Origin of the sequence: uncultured Ruegeria sp. (genome assembly GCF_947500045.1) — a bacterium.
GTDB lineage: Bacteria > Pseudomonadota > Alphaproteobacteria > Rhodobacterales > Rhodobacteraceae > Ruegeria.
In genome coordinates, this window is sequence record NZ_CANMQQ010000006.1 from 23,143 (window position 1) to 48,228 (window position 25,086).

Below are 25,086 nucleotides of genomic sequence, written 5' to 3' on the forward strand. Positions count from 1 at the left end.
AGCTAATCGGTGCTGTATGCCGGATGCTTTAGGATCACACAAGCTGATCGGACTCTGCCCGCGCAGCCTCGGTCAAATTGGCAAGGGCACGCTGTTCCGACATGGGTAATGCGGTATGGCGCGGTGGGAATGCCCGAGGGACACCCGCGCCAAATTCGAGCCAATTTGAGTTCTTCGGCAACGCAAGAAAGCGCGACAGGCGGGACAGTTCAGTCTTTGGGTCGGCCACGACCGCTTCATAGCGCATGACCAACCTGCGTTCGTTCGGGATATCCCTGAACTGTTCAAGGCCACTTTTGGTCAGGGCTGACCAGCAGGCGGCGGCGTCTGCGATAGAGGGCTTGGTGTTGAGGATGCGTGCCATCGGCAATGCCCTCCCCGAGAGTTTTTCCGCCATGGCGATCCACCCGGCGCTGCCGATTTGTGTGCCGGGTTTGAATACATCGATGCCAAAGCGGGATGCGAGTTTCCAGAACCAGATCACAAACCGGGCCGGTTTGTAGTTCTGCATCGACAGGCTGACATCGCGCCCGTCACGCAAGAGGACGACAAATCTTGCCTCAGGAAACGCATGGGCGAGCGCAGAAGTTGCAAGCAATGTGCCTCCGGACCGTTCAACCCAGAATTTTCGACCCGTTTTTTCGCCAAGATTGTTGATTACGGCCCTCATGTGATCAGCCCGATTCTGCCTTGGCAAATCAGGAACTATGTCGGCCAGATCATCAAAAACCGCATCCGGATCCTCAAAGAGATGTGGCAGTGTGACTGCAAGGATAGGTGGGCAGTTGAACGGGTCAAATCGGCGCTCATCTACCGTATGATAAAGAAACTCACCCGGGGCCGTCTTCGGGTTGGCCAATTGACGCATAAGTGCCGTGGGTTCGGAAAGCTGCTTCCAAAAGGCCTGCCCGCTGATCCCGCCCGGCAGCAACGCGCGCGCGCCTTGAGTCGCAATAAGTTCGGACAGGCTGAGCACATCCGGATGCTGGCGCAATATGGTGGACATCATGGTCGAACCGCTGCGCGAGGCATTGATTAGGAACGCTCCGTTCATCAAGATTCTGGCCGCCATTTGTTTTCTACCCGCCGAAGCTTGCGATGTGGGTCGGGGCTTAGCTGGGCGACTCTCGCCGATACCACAATGCCTTCGCATCGCGCGTGGAGCACTCGCTCCAATGCCGCTTTAGGTTTTTGCACTATCTCGGGCTCAAAGTGGTCGGGCAGGATAAGTTCGATCCGGTTTTCTGCGACACGCAGAATTCGGAAATCATCGATACTCCGATCAGCATCCAAAACTGCGTTCCGCAGGACATCGGGGGTGAAATAGATCGGCTCTCCGCCCGTATTGAAAATAAAAACATCATCCATCCGACCTACGATTTCAGTGACCGCCTGCAAGGGAGAACCGCATGGGCAAGGCCCAGGCCTAAGGCGCAACAGATCATTCATCCGATAACGTGCCATGATCTGATATCGACGCTGAAAGCAGGACACGATTGGGTTCACCAACCCATCTCCGGCAGGTTCGAATTCAAATTTTACAGCGTCTTCAGCTAGATGAATGTTCCCATGTGAGCAGCTGACACCAAACAGCCCCTCGGTGGCCATGTAAATCTGCCCAAGTTGAACCGCAAATTTTGCCTCAATCACGTGACGGTCCCCCGGATCAAGCGTTTCTGCACCCGCGTATACGATCCGGGGTCTAATCCCGATATCCGCCTCGGCCAAGGCGCGCAGAACGCGCGGTGGGCCAACCAGACAGGTCGGATCAAACGCGGCAAGCCGCTTGGACCAGTGTTCCATTCCCTCAGTCAGATCAAAAAAGGTCAATTTCAATCGATTGGCGCGCGCCGCCGTATCATAGAGCGCGGATGACTGCGGAAGGATCACCGCCACGCGCTCGGCCTGAAACGGAAACCGGGGCAGCGCCTTGGCCAGTATGGTTCCCAGCCAGCGCAGCCTTTCCTGCGGGGTGATCATATATAGCGCGCGGTTGCCGCTGGTGCCTGTGCTGGCGCCAACACTGATCTCGCCGTGGGCTTGGGTCGTTTCAAAACACCGCCAGCCGGTTGAAGCGGAAACATCGCCCAGATTGAACGCGCCAAAATCAGCCATCTGAATTGTCTTGTCGATGATTGGCAGGGCTTCAAGCCTTGCTTCGGCAGAGGCATAGTAACGTACCTTTGGCACGTCATGTTCCAGCCAGCGTTGAACAGCTTTATCCTGCCAGCGCATGAAAGCCGCACGCGAAAGGCCTTTGCGTGTGTGGTACCGCGTGGCAGCAAATGACCGCGCAATATGCCACAGGTCAGTCATTGGACAGTTGCTCAAGATCAAAGGGTGTCAGCGCGGGATCGTGGCAAAGCAAAGCCATACCGCCAGCGCGCTGGAATTCTGCCACTTTGCGGCTGGAGCGCAAAGCATCGCGCTTATTCTTTGAGACGATCCGCCCTAATAGTGGGAGCTGTCGAGGCATTGCCAAAGCCGCCTGTACCCACTGGACATCGCAGGCGTAAAGCAGAACAGGATCAAGCTGCGGGAAACAAAGCCCAAAATGCCCTTCGGCATGGCCAGGCAGATCGACTGCGATAACCGATCCGTCCTCAAACAGATCGCGCCCGATGCCCAACGTCAAAGGTGCCCGCGCAATGGGCGACCCAGCGATATCAACTACTCGATGCAACAGATCATGTGGCAGAAGTTCGGGAAAGATGCCGTGACGCAGGTTTGTAAATCCGCCCCTGTTAAGGATGGTCGTCAGAGTAGAAAGGTCCGTGATAATCTCTGCCTGCGGAAAGCGGCGCAAAGCCGAAACATGATCAGCATGGAAGTGGGTGATAATAATCTTGCTTACATCCGAGGTCGCAAAACCGAGCTGGTTCAAGGCAACCTCAGTCTGACCATCCTGCGCAAGCACGGGACCGAAGGCGGCAGCATAAGCGCGCAAACCAAAGCTGCGCGTCCCTTCGAAGATATCCTTGCTATAGCCCGTATCAATCAGAACCGGGCCATGCTGGGGGTGCACCAATATGCCATATCGCACCCGCAGCCCAAGCGTAGTGCGCCAGCGCCCGTCAGGCTGCACGGCACGCTCGGGCGCAGAGATAAACGCGCTGTTGGCAAAGTGCAGTTTCACATCATACCCTCAGCGCTAGTTCTAAACACATCCTCAAGCCCTTCATCAAAAAGAATTTTCGGCTGCCATTGCAAAACTCTGGCGGCTTTTTCGATATTGAGGCTTTGTTCAAATGCCAAAAGCGCAAGCGCATAGGCCGTTATCTTTGGCTCACCTGTATCAGGAAGCAGGGTGTTTAGTCGTTCAAGTAGTCGCGCAGATGCAAGCGCGGGTTTGATTGGCAGTGGCCGCCATCTTGGCTGAATGCCCGCACGCGTGCACGCTAATTCTATGATCTGTCTGATGGGCAAAACTTCACCACCGGAAATATTAAACACCTCACCTTCCGCCTCAGGACCCGCAATCAAGGCCGCAAACACAGCCTCACAGACATCAGAAACATGCGTCAGGTCGATTTTGGCCCGCCCACCCCGAAACAAAGGCAGAGGATGCGCCTGCGCCGCTTTCAAAAGTCTGGGCAACAAAGCCGTATCGCCGGGGCCGTAAATCCCGCGAGGGCGCAGGCTGATGGGACCAATCGATGGCTCATTCAGCACGATACGCTCGGCCTCTGCCTTGGTGCGCGCATAGTTATTGAACGGCACAGGCAATTGGCAACTTTCCCTGACATCCAACTGATCTTGTGGTGCGAAATAGACCGAGGGCGAGGAGATATTCACGAAACGACGCACCCGCACCCGTCGGGCAAGTGCCACGATGTTGCGAGTGGCGTCCACATTCGCTGAGCGGAACGCTAGCAGCGGACCCGAAGGTGCAGAGAGAGCCGCGGCATGAACAACAGCGTCTAGCGCGCCAAACAGCGAGGGTTCCAAAGGTGTAGACAGATCGGCAGGCCGAACCTCGAACCCCTGCTCAGCCAATTCCGCACAACGATGCACCGAGCGACCGGTGGCAACTACAGCAAACCCCCGGTCCCGCAGAACGCAGCACACCTTGCCACCCAGAAATCCAGTTGCCCCAGTTACCAGCACCCGCACGGCGTTCACATCCGCAAGGCCAGACCCGAGAATGAAACACCCGCTGAGGTCCCCAGCATCAGCAAGCGGGTTCCCGGTTCTGCCCGCCCCTCTCGACGCGCGTGGTCCAGCGCTGTCGGAATCGAAGCTGCAATCTGATTACCAATATTTGCCACCAGATTAACGATCTTTCCGGCACCAAACCCGGTTTGACGCACCATATGTGTCAGAGCATGCGGGCTGGCCTGATGGGGGACGACAAGATCAACATCATCCTTTCTCCAACCCGCCTTCTCCAACAACTCATCCACGAAATCAGGGAAATGCTTTATTGTCAGCTTGAACAGATCAGCACCATTCATCTGAAACAAGGTGTTGCGGGCGAACTCATCAGGATTTTCATGATAGTCAAACCGCGTCCCTCCAGCTGCGATCTGGCATGCTTCGTATTTGGATGGATAACTGCGCATCAGGCACGCTTGGATACCTTCCTCGTGTCCGCTTGCGCCTCCGATAATTGCAGCGGCGGCTCCGTCTCCAAACAACGCGGCGACTTCGGGCTGCTTTTCCCAGGGCAGGCCACGTGACGCGATCTCGGACGATACGATCAAAGCATGGCGGCAAACGCCCGCGGCGACCTGCCTGCTGGCAACCTCGAATGCGCTGATGAAACTGGTGCAGGTGCTGTTAACATCAAAGGCCGCAGCCTTGCCATCAGCTATCCCAAGCTCTCGCATCACAAGCGGTGCAGTAGAGGGCAGTGTTTGGAAAGGAACCCCGCTGGCGGAAATAACAAGGTCGATATCATCCCCTGTCAATCCGGCCTGATCCAGTGCACGCCTCGCAGCACCGACCGCCATTTCGATCTGATCCATGCCCTGAGCAAAGTGGCGAAATTCAACGCCGGTCTCATGTGCAAGATACCCGCGCTCCAGACCCTCTCTGTCATCAAGGGATTCTGAGGCCACCGGCGCACCCGGAAGATAATGACCCGTACCGCGTATTGAGACCTGGATGGTATTGCTCAAGTGCTTACTCCGATCCAAAATATGCACTCGGAGATAAGTGTGTTATCAGCTGACGGCAAGGTGGGGATTCCTTACCCCATTGGCAGAGTGCCATGTACAAGATTGATTATGCTTGATATTCGTGCTCGACCGATACCTTCACCGTGCTTCACTAGACCGGTATCGCGGCTTGAAAGGATGCCGGGCGGCCGCATTGCAACCGCCCGGAAAATGCTTGTTTACTCGGCCGGTGCAGCGTGCTTTTGCCGCAAACCGTCGCGATACAGTGCTTTGGCAAGCGCCACGCACATCAGGCCCATGACCACCGTAAAGGGCAACGCACCGATGATCATCGCATTTCGCAACGCATCCATCGGGTTGTTCTCACCTGCCGCGAGGATCAAGGCCCCGATTACAGCTGTAAGGATCATACCCCAGATGATCTTGTGCTTGTTGCCGATGTTCTGATCACCGCCCGACATGATGGTATTCATCACCAGAATGCCCGAGTCTGCCGATGTGACCAGAAATGTCATGATCAGCACCACACACATCACGGTGATACCAGACAGCAGGCCGCCCGAGATCATCTCTTGCAGAGTAACGAATAACTTGGCGGTATTCGATGCGCCAACGATGGCACCTTCGGCAGTTCCGTTCAGTTCAAGGTCAATCGCGGTGCCACCCAGAATGGTCATCCAGGCAAAGCAGACCAACGCCGGTGCGAATACGCAACCGATGATGAACTCACGGACCGAGCGCCCCTTTGAGATGCGCGCCAGAAACAGGCCCACGAAGGGAGAGAACGCGATCCACCAGGCCCAGTAGAACGTGGTCCACCCTGCTTGCCAGCCAAACTGGCGACCCGGATCACCTGCAGCGTATGCCGAGGCAAGAACGCTTTCCGGCAATGCTGCTGCGTCGCCTTCCAGCCCTGATCTGAACCCGTCGAACGAACCCCATGGGTTGGTCGCACCGGCGTAAAGAGCGTCGGCGAACGGCGCGGCTTCACTTGGCAGGGCCGCGTCAAACGCTGCTGCTGATTGCGGGTTGAATGCACCAAAGCTGAGCGAGACGAAGTGCAAGATGTAGTCAACAAACGCCGTTGCATAGGTGGTCATCGCAAACAGGAATGACCCAAAGACGACGAAGACCAGCAACAGGACCAGCGATAGCACCAGGTTCAAGTTCGACAGATACTTAACACCACGACCAACACCCGAGACAGCCGAAACGATCGACAATCCCATGATGACAATCAGACCTGCCAGCAATCCAACGGTGCTGGGGGTTGGGACATCACCACTTAGGTCCATGATCCACTGCATGCCAGTGATGGCATAAAGACCGTCGATGAACTGCGATATACCAAAGCCGATTGTCACCGATACGCCCAGAATTGTCGCAACAACACCCAGAACGTCGACGACATGACCAAGAAAGCCATTCATCAGCTTGCCAAACAACGGTGTCAGCGCAGTACGGATCGTCAGCGGCATGTTACGCGTGTAGGCGTAGTAAGCCAGCGACAAACCGGTCACCACATAGATCGCCCAGGCATGGAAACCATAGTGCAGGAACGTATAGCGATACCCTGATTGCAACGCGTCTTCGGTATTGCCAATGACCTCACCCGCAATCACGACCGGATTTGACCCCCACAAACCCAGAGGCTCGGCGGTGGCAAATACCATCAACCCAACGCCCAAACCGGCGCCGAACATCATCGAAAACCAAGAAAAGTCTGAGAACTCGGGCTTTTCCCCTTCTGTGCCCATAAGACGTTTACCAGTTTGCGGCAGCGCGGCCACAACAAACAGGAAGAAGGCAAAGAAGCCGACGATGATGATGTAGAAGGCGTTGAAGTCTTCCAGCAGACGCGAGTTCAGGCTTCCCAAAACACCGTTAGCGTTTGCTGGCCAGACCAGTGCCCATATCACAAGTGCAACCATGATTGACTTGCTGAGCAAGGCAATCTCGACGCTGTGACCTTCATAGAACCCACCCGTAGATCGCTTGATCTCCAGATCGGTAAAAGGATCCTTCATAGACATGTGTTTCCTCCCTGTTCGCACGTGTCCCGATTTCCAGGCATTATTTTCTTGCGCCCCGGAATTGCGCCACAAGGCCCTAAGTTATCAGGGCCTCGATCTTGGTCAGCGTCGCCACGTTCACGGCGACGCCTTCAGAATTTGCAGCCAATCGCTTTGCCCGGCGACCGTCACCGGGTAAGTGTGTGCCCTCCTGAACCCGGATCGCTTCGACGAGATCGACGATTCCCGTCGAAAACGCGTCATCAGACGTTGCCGAAGCATCGATCGCGATAAAAAATTGGCCTGTTTTCGGAGGGCCGCCCGCCGTGCCGGAAAAAGGTGACGCGTGAATCCCCAGCGTCGCGCCGGTCAGCGCGGCGGCCAGAACTTCGGTCAGCAATGCCACACCTACGCCCTTGTAGCCACCTGATGGTGCCATCGAGCCCTTCAGCCCGACATTCGGATCGGTTGTTGGATTTCCTTCCGCGTCCAGCGCCCAGCCAACCGGGATCGGCTTACCCTCGCGCGCGTGTTTCATAACCTCGCTTTTCGCGATGGTGCTGGCGCTTTGATCAATTAGAAGGGCGGGCTGCCCATCTGTACCCGGAGCAGCGATTGAGAACGGATTGGTTCCCACAACCGGCTTGGAACCACCAGAAGGTGCAATCGAGGCCGGAGCATTGGTAAAGCCCAGACCAACCAGCCCGGCCTGTGCCAGTCGATAAGTATGGTAACCAAGAACACCACAGTTATAGCTGTTCCGGATCGCCAGTGCGGCGATCCCCTGCGCGCGGGCGGCAGGTATCAAAGCCTCGAACCCGGCATCTATCGCCGCATGCGCAAAACCTGTGGCCGCGTCGACAGTCACGACGCCGGGGCGCGGTTGCGCCAGAACCGGCTTTGCTTGCCCGTCCACTTTGCCGCATTGGACATGCTCGCAATAGATCGGGATATAGGCCAGGCCATGGCTGGCAACTCCATCGGCCTCGGTCGCCGCTGTCGCGATCGCCAAGGGACGCGCGTTTTCTTCGCGTGTGCCTGCGGCCACCAGCGCCCGAAAGGACAGGTCTTCGATTTCAGCAAGCGAGAGGGTACGGGTTTCGATCATATTGGTCTTCTTTCAGTCATTGTCGGAAAGCCCGGCCCCTGCGCCAAGCAAGCGGGATGCTTCTGTCGCGGGGGCGTAGGTACGATGGGCAAATTGGTTGAGTATCTTCCACGCAGCCGGATCAGGCGTTGCACGGGTTTGCAGCGAACACGGATCAGTCAGGCCATCGCCCAACGCGACCTCGACATGGTCCGCAAAAGCCGGACATTCATTTCTCAGTGCCAGCCGCACCCCATCAGTCGCAGCGGAAAAATCTCCGGATGTGACGGTGATGACCGCTTGCAGACTGCGCGCGGCGTTGGCGGCGAATGGCAGCAGCAGCATTGGCACGGCAACCTCTCTGATGCGAATTGGACCGGATCGCAGAAAGTCGGAACAATCCGAAAGCATCGCCCCGGCCATCAACGGGCACAGGTCTTTGTTGCCGGTCCAATCGCTTTGCAATCCCGCTGGTAGGTGATCTTCCATTGAAGCCGCAAACCCATGCTCCAGCACACGTGACAGGACCACCGCGCCATCAAGACCCTGGGTACAAAGCCAGCGCGTCGCCTTCGCGGTGTCTTCTGCAACTCCCCAAGTATAGCCTGCGCCACGCGCTGCGCGTTTGGCGGTGGCTTCAACCTCATTAAGAGAGAAACTCATTGCGCCATCTCCGGGTACACCCACAGATCAGCGTTTTCTGAACTCAGCTCTTCCGGATAGGGGGCACCTGCATACATACAAATACGCACCCAGCGGTCCGAGCGGGGATCAAAATGCGTCGCCCCAAAGAACGAAAGCTTGGCACGCAGCATATCGATGGGCAGGACGTCGGCACCAATCGTATTGTCACGGATTTCGCCATAAGGTGCGTGACGGCTCATCTGTGCGCGGCGCACTGTATGGCGATGTTCCGGATAACGCTGCAGGAATTCGGCGACGGACGTATCATCCGGCCAATCCGAAAGCGCCTTGAAAGCCAGCGCTGCATCACGCGCTGGGGCAAGCGGCTGCTCATAGTCCGCGACCGGCTCGTCAAATCGTTCGCCCAGCCGGGGCTCAAGCTTTTCTTCCGATACATACCAAACGCGCGCGCAATGCTCGGGCGAGGCCCACTCAAGATCGAACGCCCAGTCAAAGCCTGTGCGGATCAAGTCACGCACATTTTCGACCGACATTGCACCATCGATCGTGAAGGCTTGGCTATTGCCATCAGCCATACAACTGACCAGCCCATCCACCAGTGCGCCATAGGGTTCCAGGATCAGCGATGCCAATAGTTCCTGTCCCTCTTCGCTAAGCGCGGTCTGAGACCAAAGGACCAATTGGTTCCAAGGCTGATTTCCCCCCAAATCGGCATGATCAAGATGTTCTGAGATCGCATTCAGGTCGGCGTTCAGCGCTGCAAGCTTTTCAATCTGGATCGGATGCGCAGATTGCCACCAAGAGATCGACAATCTGCTGCGTTCAAACACCGAATGGAAATGCGCGATTTCCGCCTCAGTAGCAGTTTCAATCGATCGGACCCGCGCGATCGCTTCTTCACGCACCATGATCCAGTTGTTGAACAGAACGGGATGATTGACGATGAACGGCGCCATTCCCAACCCGGTCGAATTACCAATCCCTAGCCAGCGCGCAATCTGCGGATCCAACCGCGCGGTCTGTTCTCTGCCTTTGGATGTTGCCATGTGTTGAACGAGATCGCGTACAAAATTCCGGGTCAGGTAAACCGACAACATCTCGGCCTGAAACGGGCCACTCACCTCGGGTCGGTCGGCGATCTTCTCGCGGTCCGCCGCACCGAACTTGCCCGATCCGTAGACTGCGGTCGTCCGCATCAAATACCCAACCTGATAAATCTGTTCGAGATCAGGCTGCTGACCAGCGGCCAGCCGGTCGACGACATGATTCCACAACCGGACCGAGCGGTTGGCACGCGACAGTGACAGTTCGCTTTCGCTAATCCGCCCAGCCTCTTGCAGCGGTACGTTCTGTGACAAGCGTTGGATGTCTTCTGCGGTCGGAACACCATCGAACAATGTGAATGTGGCATCCCAGGCCTCGGCGATCACCCGGTCCGAGCGCTGCTCGGGTGGCAGATCATGGGCAAATGCAATCAGAGAATAAGTGCGGTCGGGTCCTTTCGCAGAATAGACCGCGTGACCCACGCCCTTATCATCAATGTCAAAAACCGGACGGGAAAAGACCCATTGCTCCGAGGCCATTCGGCGCGTGAGCTGGCGCATAAAGCTTAGGCGACATTGGTGCAGCGATCCCAATCGCGACAGGCGCATCACTGTCGCGGGATCGCGGCGTTCGATGACTGGATGCGCGCTGTTCATGGCTGTTGAGGTCCAAAACTATCGGCAAAGAAACGATACCAGTTGCGCCCCATGATTCCTGCGACTTCCTCAGCATTCATGCCAACAGCGCGCAATCCTTGCTCGATATTGCCAAAATCCCGATTGTCGCGGAACCAGTGCGGCATTAGCGGAAATCCTGCAGCCGAGGCTGAACCTTCGCCATAGTCGATCTCTTTCGTCCAGCGCCCGACGCGCATCCATTCAACCACGCTGTCGGGTTGATCCTGGCACAGATCAGTGCCAATCCCCAGGTTCTGCACCCCATATTTGTCGGCAGTGCGCGCGATCATCTCGCAGAAGCTGTCCAGGGTGCATTCGGACTTGTCCTTCAAGTGATGAGGATAGACTGAAAAGCCCAGCATTCCACCTTTCTCGGTCACCGCTTTGATCACCTCATCCCGCTTGTTGCGCAACGCAGGCGACCATTCATGCGGGTTGGCATGAGTGATGGCGATGGGACGCTCGGACAATTCAGCGGCCTCGATGGTCGAGCGGTCGGCCGAATGGCTCATGTCGACGACAAGCCCTACACGGTTCATTTCCTTGATGACTTGCTTGCCCATGCGGGTGATGCCAGTGTCTTCAGCCTCGTAACACCCCGTCGCAAGCAGCGACTGGTTGTTATAGGTCAGCTGCATAAACCGCGCGCCCAGATCGTGTAGGATTTCAACCAACCCGATATCATCTTCGATGGGGGATGGGTTCTGAAACCCAAAGAACACAGCCGTCCGCCCGGTATCACGAGCAATGTCGATATCGCTGGCCCATCGGCCTTTCATGATGAGGTCCGGGTACTGCTCGAACCAGCGGTTCCATTTCTCGAAGTTCAGAACAGTTTCGCGGAAAGTCTCATGATAGGCGATGGTGACGTGGATCGCGTCCACGCCGCCCTCGCGCAGTTGTCGGAAAATCTTTTCTGACCAGTTGGCATATTGCAGGCCATCAATCAGCATCAGACCGGGCCTGCGCTGATATAGGCCGTCTTGACGGTGGTATAGAATTCGGCTGCCGCCTTACCCTGTTCTCGTGGCCCGTAGGAACTATCACCCCGCCCGCCGAAGGGCACATGGTAATCCGTGCCAGCGGTGGGCAGGTTGACTGTCACAACACCCGTACGCGCATTGCGGCGGAAATGCGTGGCACGAGCCAGCGATTTGGTGACAATCCCCGAGGTCAGGCCAAAATTGGTGTCATTGACGACGCTCAGCGCCTCGTCATAGCTGCCGACCTTTATGACACTGGTCAGCGGGGCAAACATTTCCTCGCGGTTGATCGCCATGTCATTTTTAGTGTTCAGGAACACACCCGGCGACATGTAGAAGCCATCATGCGGCATATCGAGACGCTGGCCACCACAGGCCAGTTCTGCGCCTTCGGATTTACCCAGATCGACATAGGCGAGGTTCTCGCTCAGCTGCTGTTGGCTGACCACAGGGCCCATTTGAACGCCTGCTTCCAGCGCATGGCCGACCTTCATTGCCTGTGCGCCTGCCACCAGTTTCTCGACAAATGCATCGTGGATGCCCGCATGAACCACGAGCCGAGACGAAGCGGTACACTTCTGGCCAGTTCCGCCAAACGCGCCGCCCAAAGCAAGCGAAACCGCAAGATCGAGATCAGCATCGTCCATCACGGCCAACGCGTTTTTTGACCCCATCTCCATCTGCACTTTGGTCAGGTTTTGGATGGCCGCAGACGCGATACCCTTGCCAACGGGAACCGAGCCGGTGAAAGAGATCGCGTTGACTTTGGGGCTTTCGACCAGGCGTTGACCGATGGACCGGCCAGAACCCATGACAAGGCTGAACAGACCCTTGGGAATGTCCTGACGTTCGATAATTTCTGTCAGAGCCACGGCAGAGGCCGGGGTGATGTTGGCGGGTTTCCAAACTACGGCATTGCCATAGCACAGCGCTGGCGCGATCTTCCACGACGCTGTCGCAGTCGGGAAATTCCACGGACTGATGATGGCAACCACACCTACGGCCTCACGGCGGACGTCCACCTCGACATCGGGGCGCACGGAATCGGCATTCTCGCCGATCTGGCGCAGGCATTCAGCCGCGTAGTAGGTAAAGAACTGACCGGCGCGGTAAACTTCGCCCTTGCCTTCGGCCAATGGCTTGCCCTCTTCCCGGCTGAGAAGTGTGCCCAACTCTTCTGCGCGGGCCATCAACTCATTGCCGATGGCGTTCAGCACGTTCTGCTTGCGCTCTAACCCGTAGGCGGCCCACTCCGATTGCGCCACACGCGCCTGATCCAGCGTCGCCTCAAGCTGATCAGTGCTGGCTTGCGCGAACATGCCAACCAGATCGCTCAGATCCGAAGGATTGCGGTTTTCAGTTTCGCTTTCGCCTGCCAGCCATTCGCCAGCGATCAGGTTCAGTTTGGTCACAATGCGCCCCAGAGTCAGAATTCGTTTGTCACAGGATGGATTTTTTGGATCGCATCAGTCAAACTCAAATAACTTAAATAAATTTCAAGGATATTGAAGTTTGGCTATCAAGATCGAAATGCTGCGCTGCTTTTGCACGGTGGCGCAGACCGGTAATCTGATCGAAGCTGCCGACCGACTGGGTCGTACGCAATCCGCCGTCTCGATGACGCTGAAACAGCTCGAAGACCATTTGGGCAAGAAGCTGTTCGAAGGCGAGCGCAAGAACCGGCTTTCGCCATTGGGCGAGCAGGTGTTCGACATCGGCCTTAGGCAAGTGCGGCAATACGATCAGACAGTTCTGAATATTGAAGCTGCGGCACAGGCCGAACAGGGGCTGATCCGAATCGTCTCGGTCCCTTCGGTGGGTGCGTTGCTCTTTCCCCCGCTGCTGGCTCACATGACGCGTGAGTTCCCAGGCTTGAAGATCGAGCTGCGCGACACCGATACACAACAGGTGCTCGATGCCCTCGCCCAGGACCAGGCTGATATCGGCATCGCATCAGGGTATCATCCGTTAAATGGTGTCCGCGCCATTCCTCTGCTTGAGGATTCGTTTGGTCTGGTCGCTGCATCGGATCATCCCCTGATCACCCGGACAGAACCTCTGACCATCGCTGACGTGCCGACGGCGCCCTTTGTTCGAAATACGCTTTGCGACCTGATCCGGACAGCGGCTTTCCTGACTGCGGTCAAAAGTGCTGAGATCACAATTCACAACACGCACTCTCTGATCAATCTGGTGCGCACTGGTGATTGGATCACCGTACTGCCGCAAACAGTGGCTGAGTTCTTGCCGGAGGCTGTCTCATTCCGCCCAATCGCGGACCTGCACGACAAAAGGCAGGTCTATTTGTATGTCCGTGACCGTTCACAGTTTCAAGATCTGACCGAACAATGCAGCGACTTTATTCTGTCGTGCGATTTCAGCTAGCATTACGGCTTTCTAAACTCAGCCACCCCTGAGGCGTTGCATCAGATAGACCTCGGCGCCTTCAGGGATCGGCTCGGATAACCCGGTCGCAATGATGCGCCCGTCTACGGCGACCGACACGCCAGCGTCAATTGGGGCCTGCAACCGGGGATGAAGGCGCACCAGCTCTTTCAACAGCTCCCCGGTTGTCGCGGCGTCGACTTCGATCACCTGTAGGCCTCCGGTCAACGACCGGAGGCTGGACCAAAGGTGAACCTCGATCATTTGTCCTTCAGCGCTGCCAGAATACGGGGTGGTGACATCGGCAGTTGCCGCAAGCGTACGCCCGCGGCGTTGGACACCGCGTTTGCAATGGCTGCAAGGGGCGGCACGATGCCTGTTTCACCGACACCGCGTACACCAAACGGGTGGCCGGGGTTGGGCACTTCGACGATCACCGTGTCGATCATTGGTAGGTCGCTGGCGACCGGAATGCGGTAATCGAGGAAGATCGAATTCTGCAAACGGCCATCTTCGCCATATATGTATTCCTCGTTCAGTGCCCAGCCGATGCCTTGTGCAGCACCACCTTGAAACTGGCCTTCCACATAGGCCGGATGGATGGCCTTTCCCGCGTCCTGAATAACGGTATAGCGCATGATGCTGGTTTTGCCGGTTTCCGGATCAACCTCGGCATCGACGATATGGGTACCAAAGGATACGCCCGCACCCTCGGGTGTCGCTTCGAAATGGCCCGAGATCGGACCACCGGTTGCACCCATATCGGCAGTGATATCGGCCAGAGCCAGCGGATCGAAATCGCCCGCATTGGGGCCCGAAGGCACAGCACAGCCGTTTTCCCATTTCACCGCATCGACCGGAATACCCCACTTGGCCGCCGCACGTTCGCACAGGCGCTCAACCGCATGATTTGCCGCCTTGATCGTCGCAAGACCCGAGGCATACGTGACACGGCTACCATGGCTTACGTCGTTGTACCCCAGCGTTGCCGTGTCGGCGACGGTGACGCGGATGTTCTCGTAGGGAATCCCCAGCACTTCGGCTGCCATCAGAGCCATTGACGCGCGTGAGCCACCGATATCCGGCGTGCCAACCATAACCTGTGCCGAGCCGTCCTCGGACAAGGCCAGCGATACAGACGTCTCGCCCCCATGGTTGAACCAGAAACCGCAGGAAATCCCGCGCCCCTGCCCCGGCTTCAGCGGGGTCGAATAATGCGGATGCGCCTTGGCAGCCTCAAGGGTTTCGACAAGGCCGATACGCTCATAGGTCGGGCCATAGCTCGCTTTGGAGCCCTCAGCCGCCGCGTTCTTCAGGCGCACATCAACAGGGTCAAGACCCAGTTGGTTGCACAGCTCGTCCAAAACAGATTCAACTGCAAATGCCCCCATCGGAGCGCCGGGCGCGCGATAGGCGGCTTGCTTGGGACGATTGGCCATCACGTCGTACCCCACCTGCCGCACATTGGTCAGATCATAGGGCGCAAAGGCGCACATGGCCGTCAGATCGCCGGGCGCGCCGGGGAACGCACCACCTTGCAGGCGAAAGATCCCTTCGGCGGCGGTAATGGTGCCGTCTTTCTTCATCCCGATCTTGATGTCCATCGACGCGGAAGAGGTTGGCCCGGTTGACCGGAATACCTCGGACCGGGCCATCACCAGCTTGACCGGGCGATTGGCCTTGCGGCTAAGCGCCAGCGCCACCGGCTCAATGAACACAGTGGTCTTGCCGCCAAAACCCCCACCTATTTCAGAAGCGGTCACGCGCAATTGCGCAGTTTCGATACCCAGCAAAGTGGCACAGTATTTCTGAGCGTACCAATGACCCTGAGTTGTGCACCAAAGCTCTCCCTTGCCATCCATACCAAGCGAAGCAAGACAGGCATGAGGTTCGATATAGCCCTGATGGGTCGCCTCAGTCACAAAGCTGTCTTCGATGACCAGATCGGCCTCAGCAAATCCGGCCTCAACATCTCCATGGCCGCTTTCGTGATAGCGCACCACGTTGGGGTGCATCCCTTCGGGCACAGAATAATCCGCAGCACCTTCACGGATGACGGGTGCGTCAGAAGCCATCGCTTTGTCCACATCGGTGACGTGGGGCAAAACCTCGTATTCGATCTCGATCAGCTTGAGCGCATCGCGTGCTGCCAAGGCTGATGTGGCCGCCACAGCAGCAATCGCATGCCCGTCATAGAGAGCCTTTTCGCCCGCCATGACGTTTTCCAGCACGTTCCAGAATTCGCCTTCAAGCCCCGGTTTGAACGGGACATCGGCGAAATCAGCACGCGTGACAATGGCTTTGACGTCCTTCAACGCCTCAGCCTTCGAGGCATCGATCCTGACGATCCGCGCATGCGCGTGAGGCGAACGCAGAATCGCGCCGTACAACATACCGGGGGCCGAAACATCCGCGCCAAACTTGGCGCGACCTGTGACCTTGTCCAGACCGTCGGGGCGATCTGGGCGCGTGCCGACGAATGTGAAGTCAGATTTGCGATCGTCCAGAGCCATTACGAAGCCTCCCGCATTTCAGCCGCAGTATCCAATACGGCGCGAATGATCTTGTCATAACCGGTGCAGCGGCAAAGGTTGCCTGCCAGCCAATACCGGGTCTCTTCTTCCGTGGGATCGGGATTCTTTTCCAGCAGCGACTTGGCCGCAACCAGAATGCCCGGAGTGCAGATACCGCATTGCAGGGCGGCATATTCGATCATCTTCTTCTGCAGCGGGTGCAGAACGTCGCCATTCGCAATGCCTTCGACGGTTTCGATCTGCTTTCCCTCGGCCTCGACACCCAGCATGAGGCACGAACACACCAGGCGACCGTCGACGCTGACCGAGCACGCACCGCAATCGCCGGTGCCGCAGCCCTCTTTCGAACCGGTCAGATTCAACTTGTCGCGCAGACAATCCAACAGGGTTTCGCGTGGGTCACAAAGGTATTCAACCGCGTCTCCGTTCACGGTGGTAGATACGTGGAGCTTACTCATAGATCTTCTCCCTTCGCGCGGGCATAGGCGATTTTCGCGGCGCGCTTGGCTAATACGCCAGCGACCTCGGTGCGGAACGCGATGGTGCCGCGTTTGTCATCGATCGGGTTGCAGGCAGCAGAGGCAGCAGCGGCAAGTGCGTCAAGCGCGGCGTCATCCAGCGTGGTGCCGATAATCGCGTGGGCACAGTCTTCAACCAGCAGGACGGTCGGGGCTACGGCACCCAGCGAGACGCGAGCCTCGGCGATGGTATCGCCATCCAGCCGCAGGTTCACGCCGACACCGACTACTGCGATATCCATCTCGGTCCGTGGAATAAAACGCAGGTAAGCGTCACCGCCGTTGTCTCCGCGCGCAGGGATATTGACGGCCGAGATAAGATCACCTTTGGCCAGCGAAGTTCTACCGGGGCCAGTCGGGATGTCTTCAACCGCCACCTCACGGTCCCCATCCGGCCCGGTCACGGTGACCGTGACCCCCGCCGCAACCATCGCAGGCACCGAATCCGCCGCCGGAGAGCCGTTGCACAGATTGCCGGTCAGTGTCGCGCGTCCCTGCACCTGAGTCGATCCGATCAGGTCCATCGCTTCGACCACGCCGGGCCAGTCGCGGCCAAGCTCCGGGTGTTCGCTCATCTCGGCACCGGTGGTAGCGACGCCCAGCGTCCAGCTGCCATCGGCATTACGGGCGATGTCGCTGACACCGCCGATCTTTTTAACGTCGATCAGCGTATCGGGCGTCACCAGATCCGAGCGCAGTTGCACCAGCACATCGGTGCCGCCTGCCAGAAACCGGGTGATGCCCGTCGCATTTGCGGCCAGAGCCGACGCCTCGGCAAAACTGGCGGGGCTGTGATAGTCCATGAAAATACCTCGCACCTGTTGATCAGGGTAGACTGGGGTTCGCCGGGGACGTTAGTGCAGCAAATCGGTGGCGTCCATGGCTGGAACGACCAATTTTTGTGATTCAAAATGTCGTTTTTTCGTGATGGATCACAGATCGATCTCGATCACCCCGTCTGGCTCTGCCGCGCGGCTTTGGCAGAGGATGATCGCACCTTCGCGTTGTTTGTTGGACAGCACGAAATCGCGATGTTCGATCTCACCGGAAATCACCCCGCACTTGCAAACCCCGCAAATCCCGTCCGAGCATTTCACATCCACATGAAAGCCCGCCTCGTTCAACACCTGCGCGGCATCCTTGTCTGCGGGAACAATCAGGTCACGGCCTGATTTCGTCAGCTTCAGAGTGAACGGGTGGTTTTCGTATTCTGGTTGTTCGGGGACCGAGAAATATTCCAGATGCCGCGCCTCTTCCGGGAAACCCTGCTGCTCAGCCGCCTGTATGACGCCATCCATAAAACGGTCGGGGCCGCAGGTGTAGACGTGCCAACCATCCTGATATCCGCCCAGAACCACTGCTAGATCGGCCCGCGTGCCTTCATCGGAGAAATGATAATGCACGTGATCGGCCCAAGGCATGGCGGCGAGATCGTCCAAGTATCCGGCCCCGGCACGCGTGCTGGCAGAATAATGCAGTTCGAACGGCTTGCCCAAGCCATGCAGCCGGTGGGCAAAGGCGATCATCGGCGTGATGCCGATACCGCCGCCCATCAGGAAGGTTTTAGTCGCGGTCTCATCCAGTTCGAAATGGTTGATCGGCTTCGAGATAAAAACCTTGCGCCCTTCGTTGAAGATGCGATGCAACAAGGCTGAACCACCGCGCCCCTCATCCTCGCGCAAAACACCGATCTGATAAGTGCCCCGGTCAGACGGATCACCTGACATCGAGTACTGCCGCAGGAATTCGGGCGAAACCAAAACGTCCAGATGCGCCCCGGCCGTCCATTCGGGCAGCGGTGCGCCGTCGAGGGTCGAGAATTCATACTTGGTGACATCCGTGGTCATCTGGTCGACCTTGGTCAGTTCCACCCGCATCACCGGGGCGTCCCCGGCAACCTGATAGCGGTGAATGACCGACATGTCGCCCGCCGCCTTACGCGTCTTGTAATCTTCGGCTGTGACCATCGCCTCATAGGCGGCAATTCCAGCTTCGCGGTCCATAATGAACGGATAAGGCCACGGATGCGGGGCAAGCGGGGCGGGATAAACGGCGAGCGTCTGATCCTCGTATTTTAGATCGAGGTCTTTTTGCAGATCCCGCCGGTTCAATGGATGCTGCGACGGGCGATAGGCCCCGTCGGGCTCCAGCTCGATATCCCACCACCATTTCTTGGTGTCATTCAGACCGCCATTACCCACGACATCATCCAGCTTCGCCAAGGCCGGCGCGGCTTGGGGAATATTCATCGCAGCCCAGCGGAAGGGGCGTTCCTTGAAAAGACCTTCCAGATTCCAGGGGCAGGTCTTCATGCATCGTCCACACATCGCGCCACCGGGCGTGGTGATACGGTAGGTGGCGCATTTCTGGCTGTCGGATTTCCATATCTCATAACCGTTGAACATCAGCTTCGGTCCGGCGGTGATCGCGCCTGAGGGACATTCGCGGGCACATTTGTTGCACGACCCGCAGAAGGTCTGCAGGCCGAAATCAATGGGCTTGTCATGCGCCATAGGCATATCGGTGGTCACCGCGCCCGATTTCAGGCGCGGGCCGAGATAGGGGTTCAGGATGACCTCTCCGATCCGGCTGACCTCTCCTAATCCCGAAAGCAGCAGAAGCGGCGGTTGCAGCACCTCGCCGTCCATCACCGTATGCGCTTTGGCCTTGTAGCCGAGATTGCGGATTTGCTGTGCGATCACGCCACCCAGTAGCGAGAACCTCAGGTAGGCGCGCATGGATTGGCTAACCGCGATCCAGTCATCGCCACTGGACCCTTCCATCGTTTCATAGCCCTGATCGATGATCATACTGATGGCCTGATCATGAGGCGGCACAATCTCTTCCCCGGTGGCGTCGTGAGAATACCAACTCCATTCCGGGCATCGACTAAGGCCAACGGCGTCGGCCCCAAGGAAGTAAGTGGCGGCCTTAATATTCGCGGCATTCCGATCGGCATCCGAGGGCCGCTCGACCTCGGCGCTATCGCCGTCCTGTAGCAAAACGAAGGCACCCAGCGCGCGGCGTTGGGCAAAGCTTGGGGCGGATTTGCGCACGTAGTGCCCGCCTTTGGTCGCATCCTGCAGCGATTTTCCCATGTCGCCAAACTGGGCCCGCGCAAACATGTCCGCACGTTTGGGCACGCGGGCGACATTATCCTCGTCGATATAGGTGGTCGGGCTGTCGACCCGTTTAAGCTTCTCGAACGGATGCGCCCCGTCGACATAGCGTCGCTTGGCATAGGCATCCCGGTTCAACGCGTTCTTGGCAAAGCCAGCCCCCAGCCACCATGCGGGGCCTTGGGTGCGTAACCACGGCTGTTCGGCGATGGGCCGCAAGGGTCTGTCATGCGCGATTTCCATCTCGGTGGTTACCGCAGCCAGGCCAAACCGCTTACCCAGCCAAGGCACCACAACTGCACCGTCCTCGACTGAGGCCAGACCCGCCGCGACCGCGAGCTTGCCCAGATCAACCTCGGACGACATCGCCGTGTGTGCACGCGCGTCGAAGCCCAAAAGGCGGATATAGTTTGCGATCACCACCGCATTCTCGGTGGCCAGCAGGCAGGCCCGGTGATCCTGCGCATCCATGATCCAATCCGCTCCCGGCTCTGACGGGTTCGGATCGCGGTTGAACTCGTAAAGGAACACAATCGCGTGGCGATGGCTGCCAATAGGCCTGGGCGCGGCTTCCATGCTTTCTTTCAGGTCCGCCATGATAACATCGATGCCCGAGGCCAGCGTCTTGGTTTGCCGCGTCCTGAGCGCATTTGCGAGCCGGTCGATATCCGGGTTCCGCCGAGGCTCCGCCAGCATCGCATCCGATGGCAGCGGCCCGCAGCCCATCATTGATGCGTCGTTGAAATAGCCGAACGCTTTCAGATGGTTGGCGCGATCCACGGGGTCGGCAGGAATCTCCGAGAGGACCGGGTTCACAAACCCATCCCGGATCGCATCCAACATCGCTTGAAACTCACCCATCGCATTCACGATGCTTTCAGGATGCTCCGACCGGTGGAAGCTGAGTGCACGCATCGGCGTGACCTGCGCCAGATCGGGGGTCCGATCCTGCCGCGCCAGCCGCTCCAGCGGGTACGACCCCATGTGAACCGGTCGGCTCTTGTCCGAGAAAAAGCGGATCCCCATCGCGCACCTCTTGCTTGCTGTATTCCCCCTACTCTGGCATGGACACCAAAACCATTCATGAATAATCATAGATAGTATGAGTAAAATCGATTTCACCGAACTGGATGGCAAGGTTCTACGGGTATTCTTGACGATACTCGAGGAAAGCTCGGTCTCGAAAGCCGCCGACCGTCTGGGGGTTACGCAATCGGCCATCAGCCATACGCTGGGCAAGTTGCGGCAGGTGCTGGGTGATCCGCTGTTTGTCCGATCCGGTCAGGGACTGACCCCGACTGAGCGCGCGCTGTCACTGAAAGAGCCTGTACAACAGGTGTTGGATAACATGCGCGCCCTGACCGAGGGCCGCCCGTTTAACCCACTGTCCGAACAAATGGACATCCAGATCGCCACCAACGACATGCCGCGTGAGCTAATATTTCCCTTTCTTCTGCGGACGACGCGCAACGAGGGCGTCCGATTGCAGCTTGAATTCATTCCTTCCGGCGTTCCCGACCCGGACTTGCTGCGCAGCGGTCGATGTCAGTTGATGCTAACTCCGTTGCCTCCGGATGGACCGGATATCTTTCAGAAACGCCTGATCACCAGCCCTCTGATGGTGTTCTACGATGCCACGCATCGCGATCCACCCAAGGACTGGCAGACCTATTGCAACTGCGACCATGTCGAGGTGCGCTTTGCCGATGGGCGCAACGCGCGTGCCGTGATGCGGGGCGTGGACCAAAGCCAGATCAGACCGCCCGTCGTTACCCTGCCCCATTTCAACGCCATCCCGCCCTTTGTGAAAGGCAGCGACTTGATCTCGACCGATACGGAATTGATGAAACGCGGACCGCTGGCCGCGCTGGACTGCGCGCCGCTGCCGTTCAAATGCGAGCCGGTGTCGATCTACATGGTCTGGCATCAACGATCAGCCAACGATCCAGCACATCGTTGGTTGCGAGATCGGATCGAGGCCATTGCCGCAACGCTTCAGAACTGAGACAGCAGCCAATCGCGCATCTGTTGCACCAGCTCGGGTTGGCGTGGCTTCTGTGGGGTGACGATGAAAAAACTGAGATCATCAACCAGCACCTCAGATAGCGGCTGCATCAACCGGCCCGAGGCCAGTTCAGCCGACACAAGCGGCGCATTGGCCAGCGCAAAACCCTGCCCCGAAATAGCGGCGTCAATCGCCAGACTGGTCTGACTGAAACTCATCATCCGTGGCCGTCCCTGGACCCCGACGCGTTCCAGAAACAGAGGCCACAGCCCGTGTGAATCGCTAAGTAGAACGTGCTGCATCAAATCGTCAGGACCAGAGATTTGCGATGCCAGTTCCGGGCTGCCAACAACAACGAACTCGGTCGAGAAAAGTGGTGTGGCTTTTAATCCCCGTGCAACTGGTGACCGGGTTTGACGCACTGCGATGTCGATCCCGTCCGACTGGAAATCAGCCAGTCGTTCACGCGCGTCGACCTGAACCGAGATATCGGGAAAGCGGGACACAAAATCGTTCAGGCGGGGCACTAGCCATTTTGAGGCAAAGCTGGGCGTGACCGAGATCGTGATCTGCCGCTGATCGGACAGTTCATCGACGGCTTCCTCGATCAAATGAAACGCCCGGCGCAGAGGCGCGTGGAACCGGCGTCCGGCTTCGGTCAAGCGCAACCCACGCGGAAGCCGTTCGAACAGTGCAATCCCCAGTCGCGCCTCAAGCCCGCGCACCTGTTGTGCAACCGCCCCCTGAGTGACGCCAATTTCTTCGGCGGCCAGACGAAAGTTCAAGTGACGCGCCGAGGCTTCGAAGGCGCGCATCGCGTTGAGAGGTGGAAGAGCAGACATCCCCTGACTGTAGATTTTCTACTGCCATTGTGCAACAGAACTGATTAGTCAAACTGGCATTGTTCCTCCATCTTCAAGCAGTACAACGCAAAGGAGCGTGAAGATGGAAAAAGTAGCTTTGATCACCGCAGGCGGCAGCGGTATGGGCGCGGATTCGGCCCGCAGGCTGGCAGCAGATGGGTTCAAGGTTGGCATCCTGTCCTCGTCCGGCAAGGGTGAGGCACTAGCTAAAGAATTCGGTGGTGTGGGCGTGACCGGATCAAACCAGTCCACCGACGATCTGCAAAAGCTGATCGATGCGGCCATGAATCATTGGGGTCGCGTTGACGTGCTGGTCAATTCCGCAGGCCATGGCCCCCGCGCTGACGTGCTGGATCTGAGCGATGAGGATTGGCACACCGGCATGGATGTTTATTTCATGAATGCCGTACGCCCCACCCGACTGGTGACGCCGATCATGCAGGAACAAGGCGGCGGGTCGATCATTAATATCTCGACCTTTGCGGCGTTCGAGCCTGATCCGGTTTTTCCGACTTCGGGCGTATTCCGCGCCGGGCTTGCGGCGTTCACCAAGCTTTACTCGGACAAATACGCCGCCGAGAACATTCGCATGAACAACGTCTTGCCCGGCTTCATCGACAGCCTGCCTGAAAAGGAAGAGTTTCGCGCGCGCATCCCGCTAGGCCGTTATGGGCGCAGCTATGATGAAATCGCCTCGGTCGTGGCAATGCTCGCCTCAGAGGGTGGCGGATATATCACCGGGCAGAACATCCGTGTCGATGGTGGCATCACACGTTCTGTCTAAGGTCAGAAGCGTGCCTTAACAAAATGCGTCAGCGCCGCGCCGGTTTCAAAGAATGCGCGGCGCAGGCCGGTCCAGTTTTCACTATACTCCGACACTGGCGGTACCGGCAGCAGGGACGGATCGTCATTCAGCAGGCTTTCGGCCATCAAGCGTCCGAATACGGTACCCGGCCCGATCCCACGCCCCGAGAACCCATGCGCGGCCAGCGCATTCGGGCCAATCTGAGTGATCTTTGGAATGTGGTCCGAGGTCATGGCTATCCGCCCGTGCCAACCCTGGGTCAAAGGCTGATCTGCCAGTTGCGGATAAAGCGCTGCCAGTTTCCGTCTGACCCAAGCTTTGTGGGCGAAGCTTCCAGCACTACTCAGATCGCCCATTCCGCCGATAATGAACCGCCCGGCCTCATCCAACCTGAAGGACGTCATGATCAGGCCCGTATCCCAGCACCCCTCGCCTTTGGGTAATATGCTGGCCCGCAGGTTATGCGACAACGGCGCAGTAGCGTATTGAAAATAGTAGACTGGAACGTAGTCGGGCACAGTGTCTGCCATGCCCTGATGATAGGCGTTGGTTGCCTGAATGACCGATTTCGCGCGCACGGTTGCACCATTTCCACGCAAAACCCACATTTCCGCTTCTTGCTGCAGGGATTCAATCGGGCTCTGAGTGTATATCTGCGCACCTGCATCTTGGGCCGCGCGAGCCAGGCCCACCGCATAGGCCTGTGGCTGGATCGTGCCCGCGCGGGGATCAAACAAAGCGCCATGGATGGCGAGACTGCCGGTGCGCTGGCGCGACGTATCAGCGTCAAGCAGTTTGACCGGCACGCCGGAGGTGCTGAGCTGTGTATGACGTGTACGCAGGTCACCAAAGCCCTTGGCCGAATGGGCACAATGCAAGGTGCCATGCCTCACGGGCTCGCAGTCAATCTTATGCGTATCGATCAGGTCAAAGACCTCTGAAGGGGCGATGGCCAGCAGATCGATCAACCGATCACCTGCCACTTGCCCAAGATGCGCCCGGATTTGATCGGGTGGCAACCAAAGCCCTGCATTGACCAGTCCGACATTCCGCCCCGATCCGCCGTGACCGATCTGATGCGCTTCGAGCAAGCAAACCGAAGCGCCTGATTTTGCGGCCATCAAAGCAGCGGAACACCCGGTATATCCGCCACCGATCACCGCAAGATCAACGGCTATGTCACCGGAAAGCCTTTGCGTGTCGACCCGTTCGCGACAGGTTTGCCGCCATAACGATTGATCATAGTCGCGCATGCCCAACCCTCGTCAGAATATTGCCGATCATCGGGC

At 57.8% G+C, this 25,086-nt stretch carries 21 protein-coding genes; 3 read left to right on the forward strand and 18 right to left on the reverse strand.

The window, feature by feature from the left end:
* Window positions 1-34: 34 nt before the first annotated feature.
* From Q1B46_RS11555 to Q1B46_RS11605, 11 genes are all read right to left on the reverse strand, one after another.
* The gene (locus tag Q1B46_RS11555) at window positions 35-1,072 is read right to left on the reverse strand and encodes a sulfotransferase (protein WP_299948079.1); all 1,038 of its coding nucleotides are present in this window, start codon (window positions 1,070-1,072) and stop codon (window positions 35-37) included.
* Window positions 1,054-2,316: a CoF synthetase gene (locus tag Q1B46_RS11560; RefSeq protein WP_299948081.1), complete on the reverse strand. Its 1,263-nt coding sequence runs from the start codon at window positions 2,314-2,316 to the stop codon at window positions 1,054-1,056. The genes Q1B46_RS11555 and Q1B46_RS11560 overlap by 19 nt, the downstream gene beginning before the upstream one ends.
* Complete coding sequence (locus Q1B46_RS11565; RefSeq protein ID WP_299948083.1) at window positions 2,309-3,136, reverse strand: MBL fold metallo-hydrolase; 828 nt, start codon at window positions 3,134-3,136, stop codon at window positions 2,309-2,311. The genes Q1B46_RS11560 and Q1B46_RS11565 overlap by 8 nt, the downstream gene beginning before the upstream one ends.
* Window positions 3,133-4,113: an NAD(P)-dependent oxidoreductase gene (locus tag Q1B46_RS11570; protein WP_299948085.1), complete on the reverse strand. Its 981-nt coding sequence runs from the start codon at window positions 4,111-4,113 to the stop codon at window positions 3,133-3,135. The genes Q1B46_RS11565 and Q1B46_RS11570 overlap by 4 nt, the downstream gene beginning before the upstream one ends.
* Before the next feature lie 5 nt (window positions 4,114-4,118).
* Window positions 4,119-5,120, reverse strand: coding sequence for a 3-oxoacyl-[acyl-carrier-protein] synthase III C-terminal domain-containing protein (locus Q1B46_RS11575; RefSeq protein ID WP_299948087.1), 1,002 nt, complete (start codon window positions 5,118-5,120; stop codon window positions 4,119-4,121).
* A 218-nt stretch (window positions 5,121-5,338) separates the two neighbouring features.
* The gene (locus Q1B46_RS11580; protein WP_299948089.1) at window positions 5,339-7,153 is read right to left on the reverse strand and encodes a BCCT family transporter; all 1,815 of its coding nucleotides are present in this window, start codon (window positions 7,151-7,153) and stop codon (window positions 5,339-5,341) included.
* 76 nt (window positions 7,154-7,229) lie between these two features.
* Window positions 7,230-8,240, reverse strand: coding sequence for an Ldh family oxidoreductase (locus tag Q1B46_RS11585; protein WP_299948091.1), 1,011 nt, complete (start codon window positions 8,238-8,240; stop codon window positions 7,230-7,232).
* A gap of 12 nt (window positions 8,241-8,252) precedes the next feature.
* Complete coding sequence (locus Q1B46_RS11590) at window positions 8,253-8,882, reverse strand: DUF3726 domain-containing protein (protein WP_299948093.1); 630 nt, start codon at window positions 8,880-8,882, stop codon at window positions 8,253-8,255.
* Window positions 8,879-10,564, reverse strand: a complete 1,686-nt coding sequence (locus tag Q1B46_RS11595) for a hypothetical protein (protein ID WP_299948095.1) — start codon at window positions 10,562-10,564, stop codon at window positions 8,879-8,881. Before Q1B46_RS11595 ends, Q1B46_RS11590 begins: the two co-directional genes overlap by 4 nt.
* Window positions 10,561-11,538: a membrane dipeptidase gene (locus tag Q1B46_RS11600; RefSeq protein WP_299948097.1), complete on the reverse strand. Its 978-nt coding sequence runs from the start codon at window positions 11,536-11,538 to the stop codon at window positions 10,561-10,563. Before Q1B46_RS11600 ends, Q1B46_RS11595 begins: the two co-directional genes overlap by 4 nt.
* Entirely contained in the window at window positions 11,538-12,980 is a 1,443-nt protein-coding gene (locus Q1B46_RS11605) for an aldehyde dehydrogenase family protein (RefSeq protein WP_299948099.1), read from the reverse strand. Before Q1B46_RS11605 ends, Q1B46_RS11600 begins: the two co-directional genes overlap by 1 nt.
* Window positions 12,981-13,080: 100 nt before the next feature.
* Between Q1B46_RS11605 and Q1B46_RS11610 the strand changes: the two genes are divergently transcribed.
* A complete protein-coding gene (locus Q1B46_RS11610; RefSeq protein WP_299664113.1) occupies window positions 13,081-13,953 on the forward strand; it encodes a LysR family transcriptional regulator in 873 nt (290 codons plus the stop codon).
* A gap of 18 nt (window positions 13,954-13,971) precedes the next feature.
* Here the strand turns inward: Q1B46_RS11610 and Q1B46_RS11615 are convergent, their stop codons facing one another.
* The 5 genes from Q1B46_RS11615 to Q1B46_RS11635 all read right to left on the reverse strand — a co-directional run bounded on the left by Q1B46_RS11615 (window position 13,972) and on the right by Q1B46_RS11635 (window position 21,150).
* Window positions 13,972-14,217, reverse strand: coding sequence for a MoaD/ThiS family protein (locus Q1B46_RS11615; RefSeq protein ID WP_299664114.1), 246 nt, complete (start codon window positions 14,215-14,217; stop codon window positions 13,972-13,974).
* Complete coding sequence (locus Q1B46_RS11620) at window positions 14,214-16,466, reverse strand: xanthine dehydrogenase family protein molybdopterin-binding subunit (protein ID WP_299948101.1); 2,253 nt, start codon at window positions 16,464-16,466, stop codon at window positions 14,214-14,216. Before Q1B46_RS11620 ends, Q1B46_RS11615 begins: the two co-directional genes overlap by 4 nt.
* Window positions 16,466-16,945 carry a (2Fe-2S)-binding protein gene (locus tag Q1B46_RS11625; protein ID WP_299948103.1) on the reverse strand — a complete coding sequence of 160 codons (480 nt, stop codon included), beginning with the start codon at window positions 16,943-16,945 and terminating at the stop codon, window positions 16,466-16,468. The genes Q1B46_RS11620 and Q1B46_RS11625 overlap by 1 nt, the downstream gene beginning before the upstream one ends.
* Window positions 16,942-17,808 carry a xanthine dehydrogenase family protein subunit M gene (locus Q1B46_RS11630; RefSeq protein WP_299948105.1) on the reverse strand — a complete coding sequence of 289 codons (867 nt, stop codon included), beginning with the start codon at window positions 17,806-17,808 and terminating at the stop codon, window positions 16,942-16,944. The genes Q1B46_RS11625 and Q1B46_RS11630 overlap by 4 nt, the downstream gene beginning before the upstream one ends.
* A 129-nt stretch (window positions 17,809-17,937) precedes the next feature.
* Window positions 17,938-21,150: a reductive dehalogenase gene (locus tag Q1B46_RS11635; RefSeq protein ID WP_299948107.1), complete on the reverse strand. Its 3,213-nt coding sequence runs from the start codon at window positions 21,148-21,150 to the stop codon at window positions 17,938-17,940.
* Window positions 21,151-21,226: 76 nt separating this feature from the next.
* On the opposite strand from Q1B46_RS11635, the gene Q1B46_RS11640 reads away from it, so the two are divergent.
* Window positions 21,227-22,129, forward strand: coding sequence for a LysR family transcriptional regulator (locus Q1B46_RS11640; RefSeq protein WP_299948109.1), 903 nt, complete (start codon window positions 21,227-21,229; stop codon window positions 22,127-22,129).
* Here the strand turns inward: Q1B46_RS11640 and Q1B46_RS11645 are convergent.
* Window positions 22,120-22,971, reverse strand: coding sequence for a LysR substrate-binding domain-containing protein (locus tag Q1B46_RS11645; RefSeq protein ID WP_299948111.1), 852 nt, complete (start codon window positions 22,969-22,971; stop codon window positions 22,120-22,122). The genes Q1B46_RS11640 and Q1B46_RS11645 overlap by 10 nt on opposite strands.
* Window positions 22,972-23,074: 103 nt before the next feature.
* Between Q1B46_RS11645 and Q1B46_RS11650 the strand changes: the two genes are divergently transcribed.
* Entirely contained in the window at window positions 23,075-23,776 is a 702-nt protein-coding gene (locus Q1B46_RS11650) for an SDR family oxidoreductase (RefSeq protein ID WP_299948113.1), read from the forward strand.
* Window positions 23,777-23,778: 2 nt separating this feature from the next.
* Here Q1B46_RS11650 and Q1B46_RS11655 read toward each other — a convergent pair whose 3' ends face one another.
* Window positions 23,779-25,050, reverse strand: coding sequence for an FAD-binding oxidoreductase (locus Q1B46_RS11655; RefSeq protein ID WP_299948115.1), 1,272 nt, complete (start codon window positions 25,048-25,050; stop codon window positions 23,779-23,781).
* Window positions 25,051-25,086: the final 36 nt, after the last annotated feature.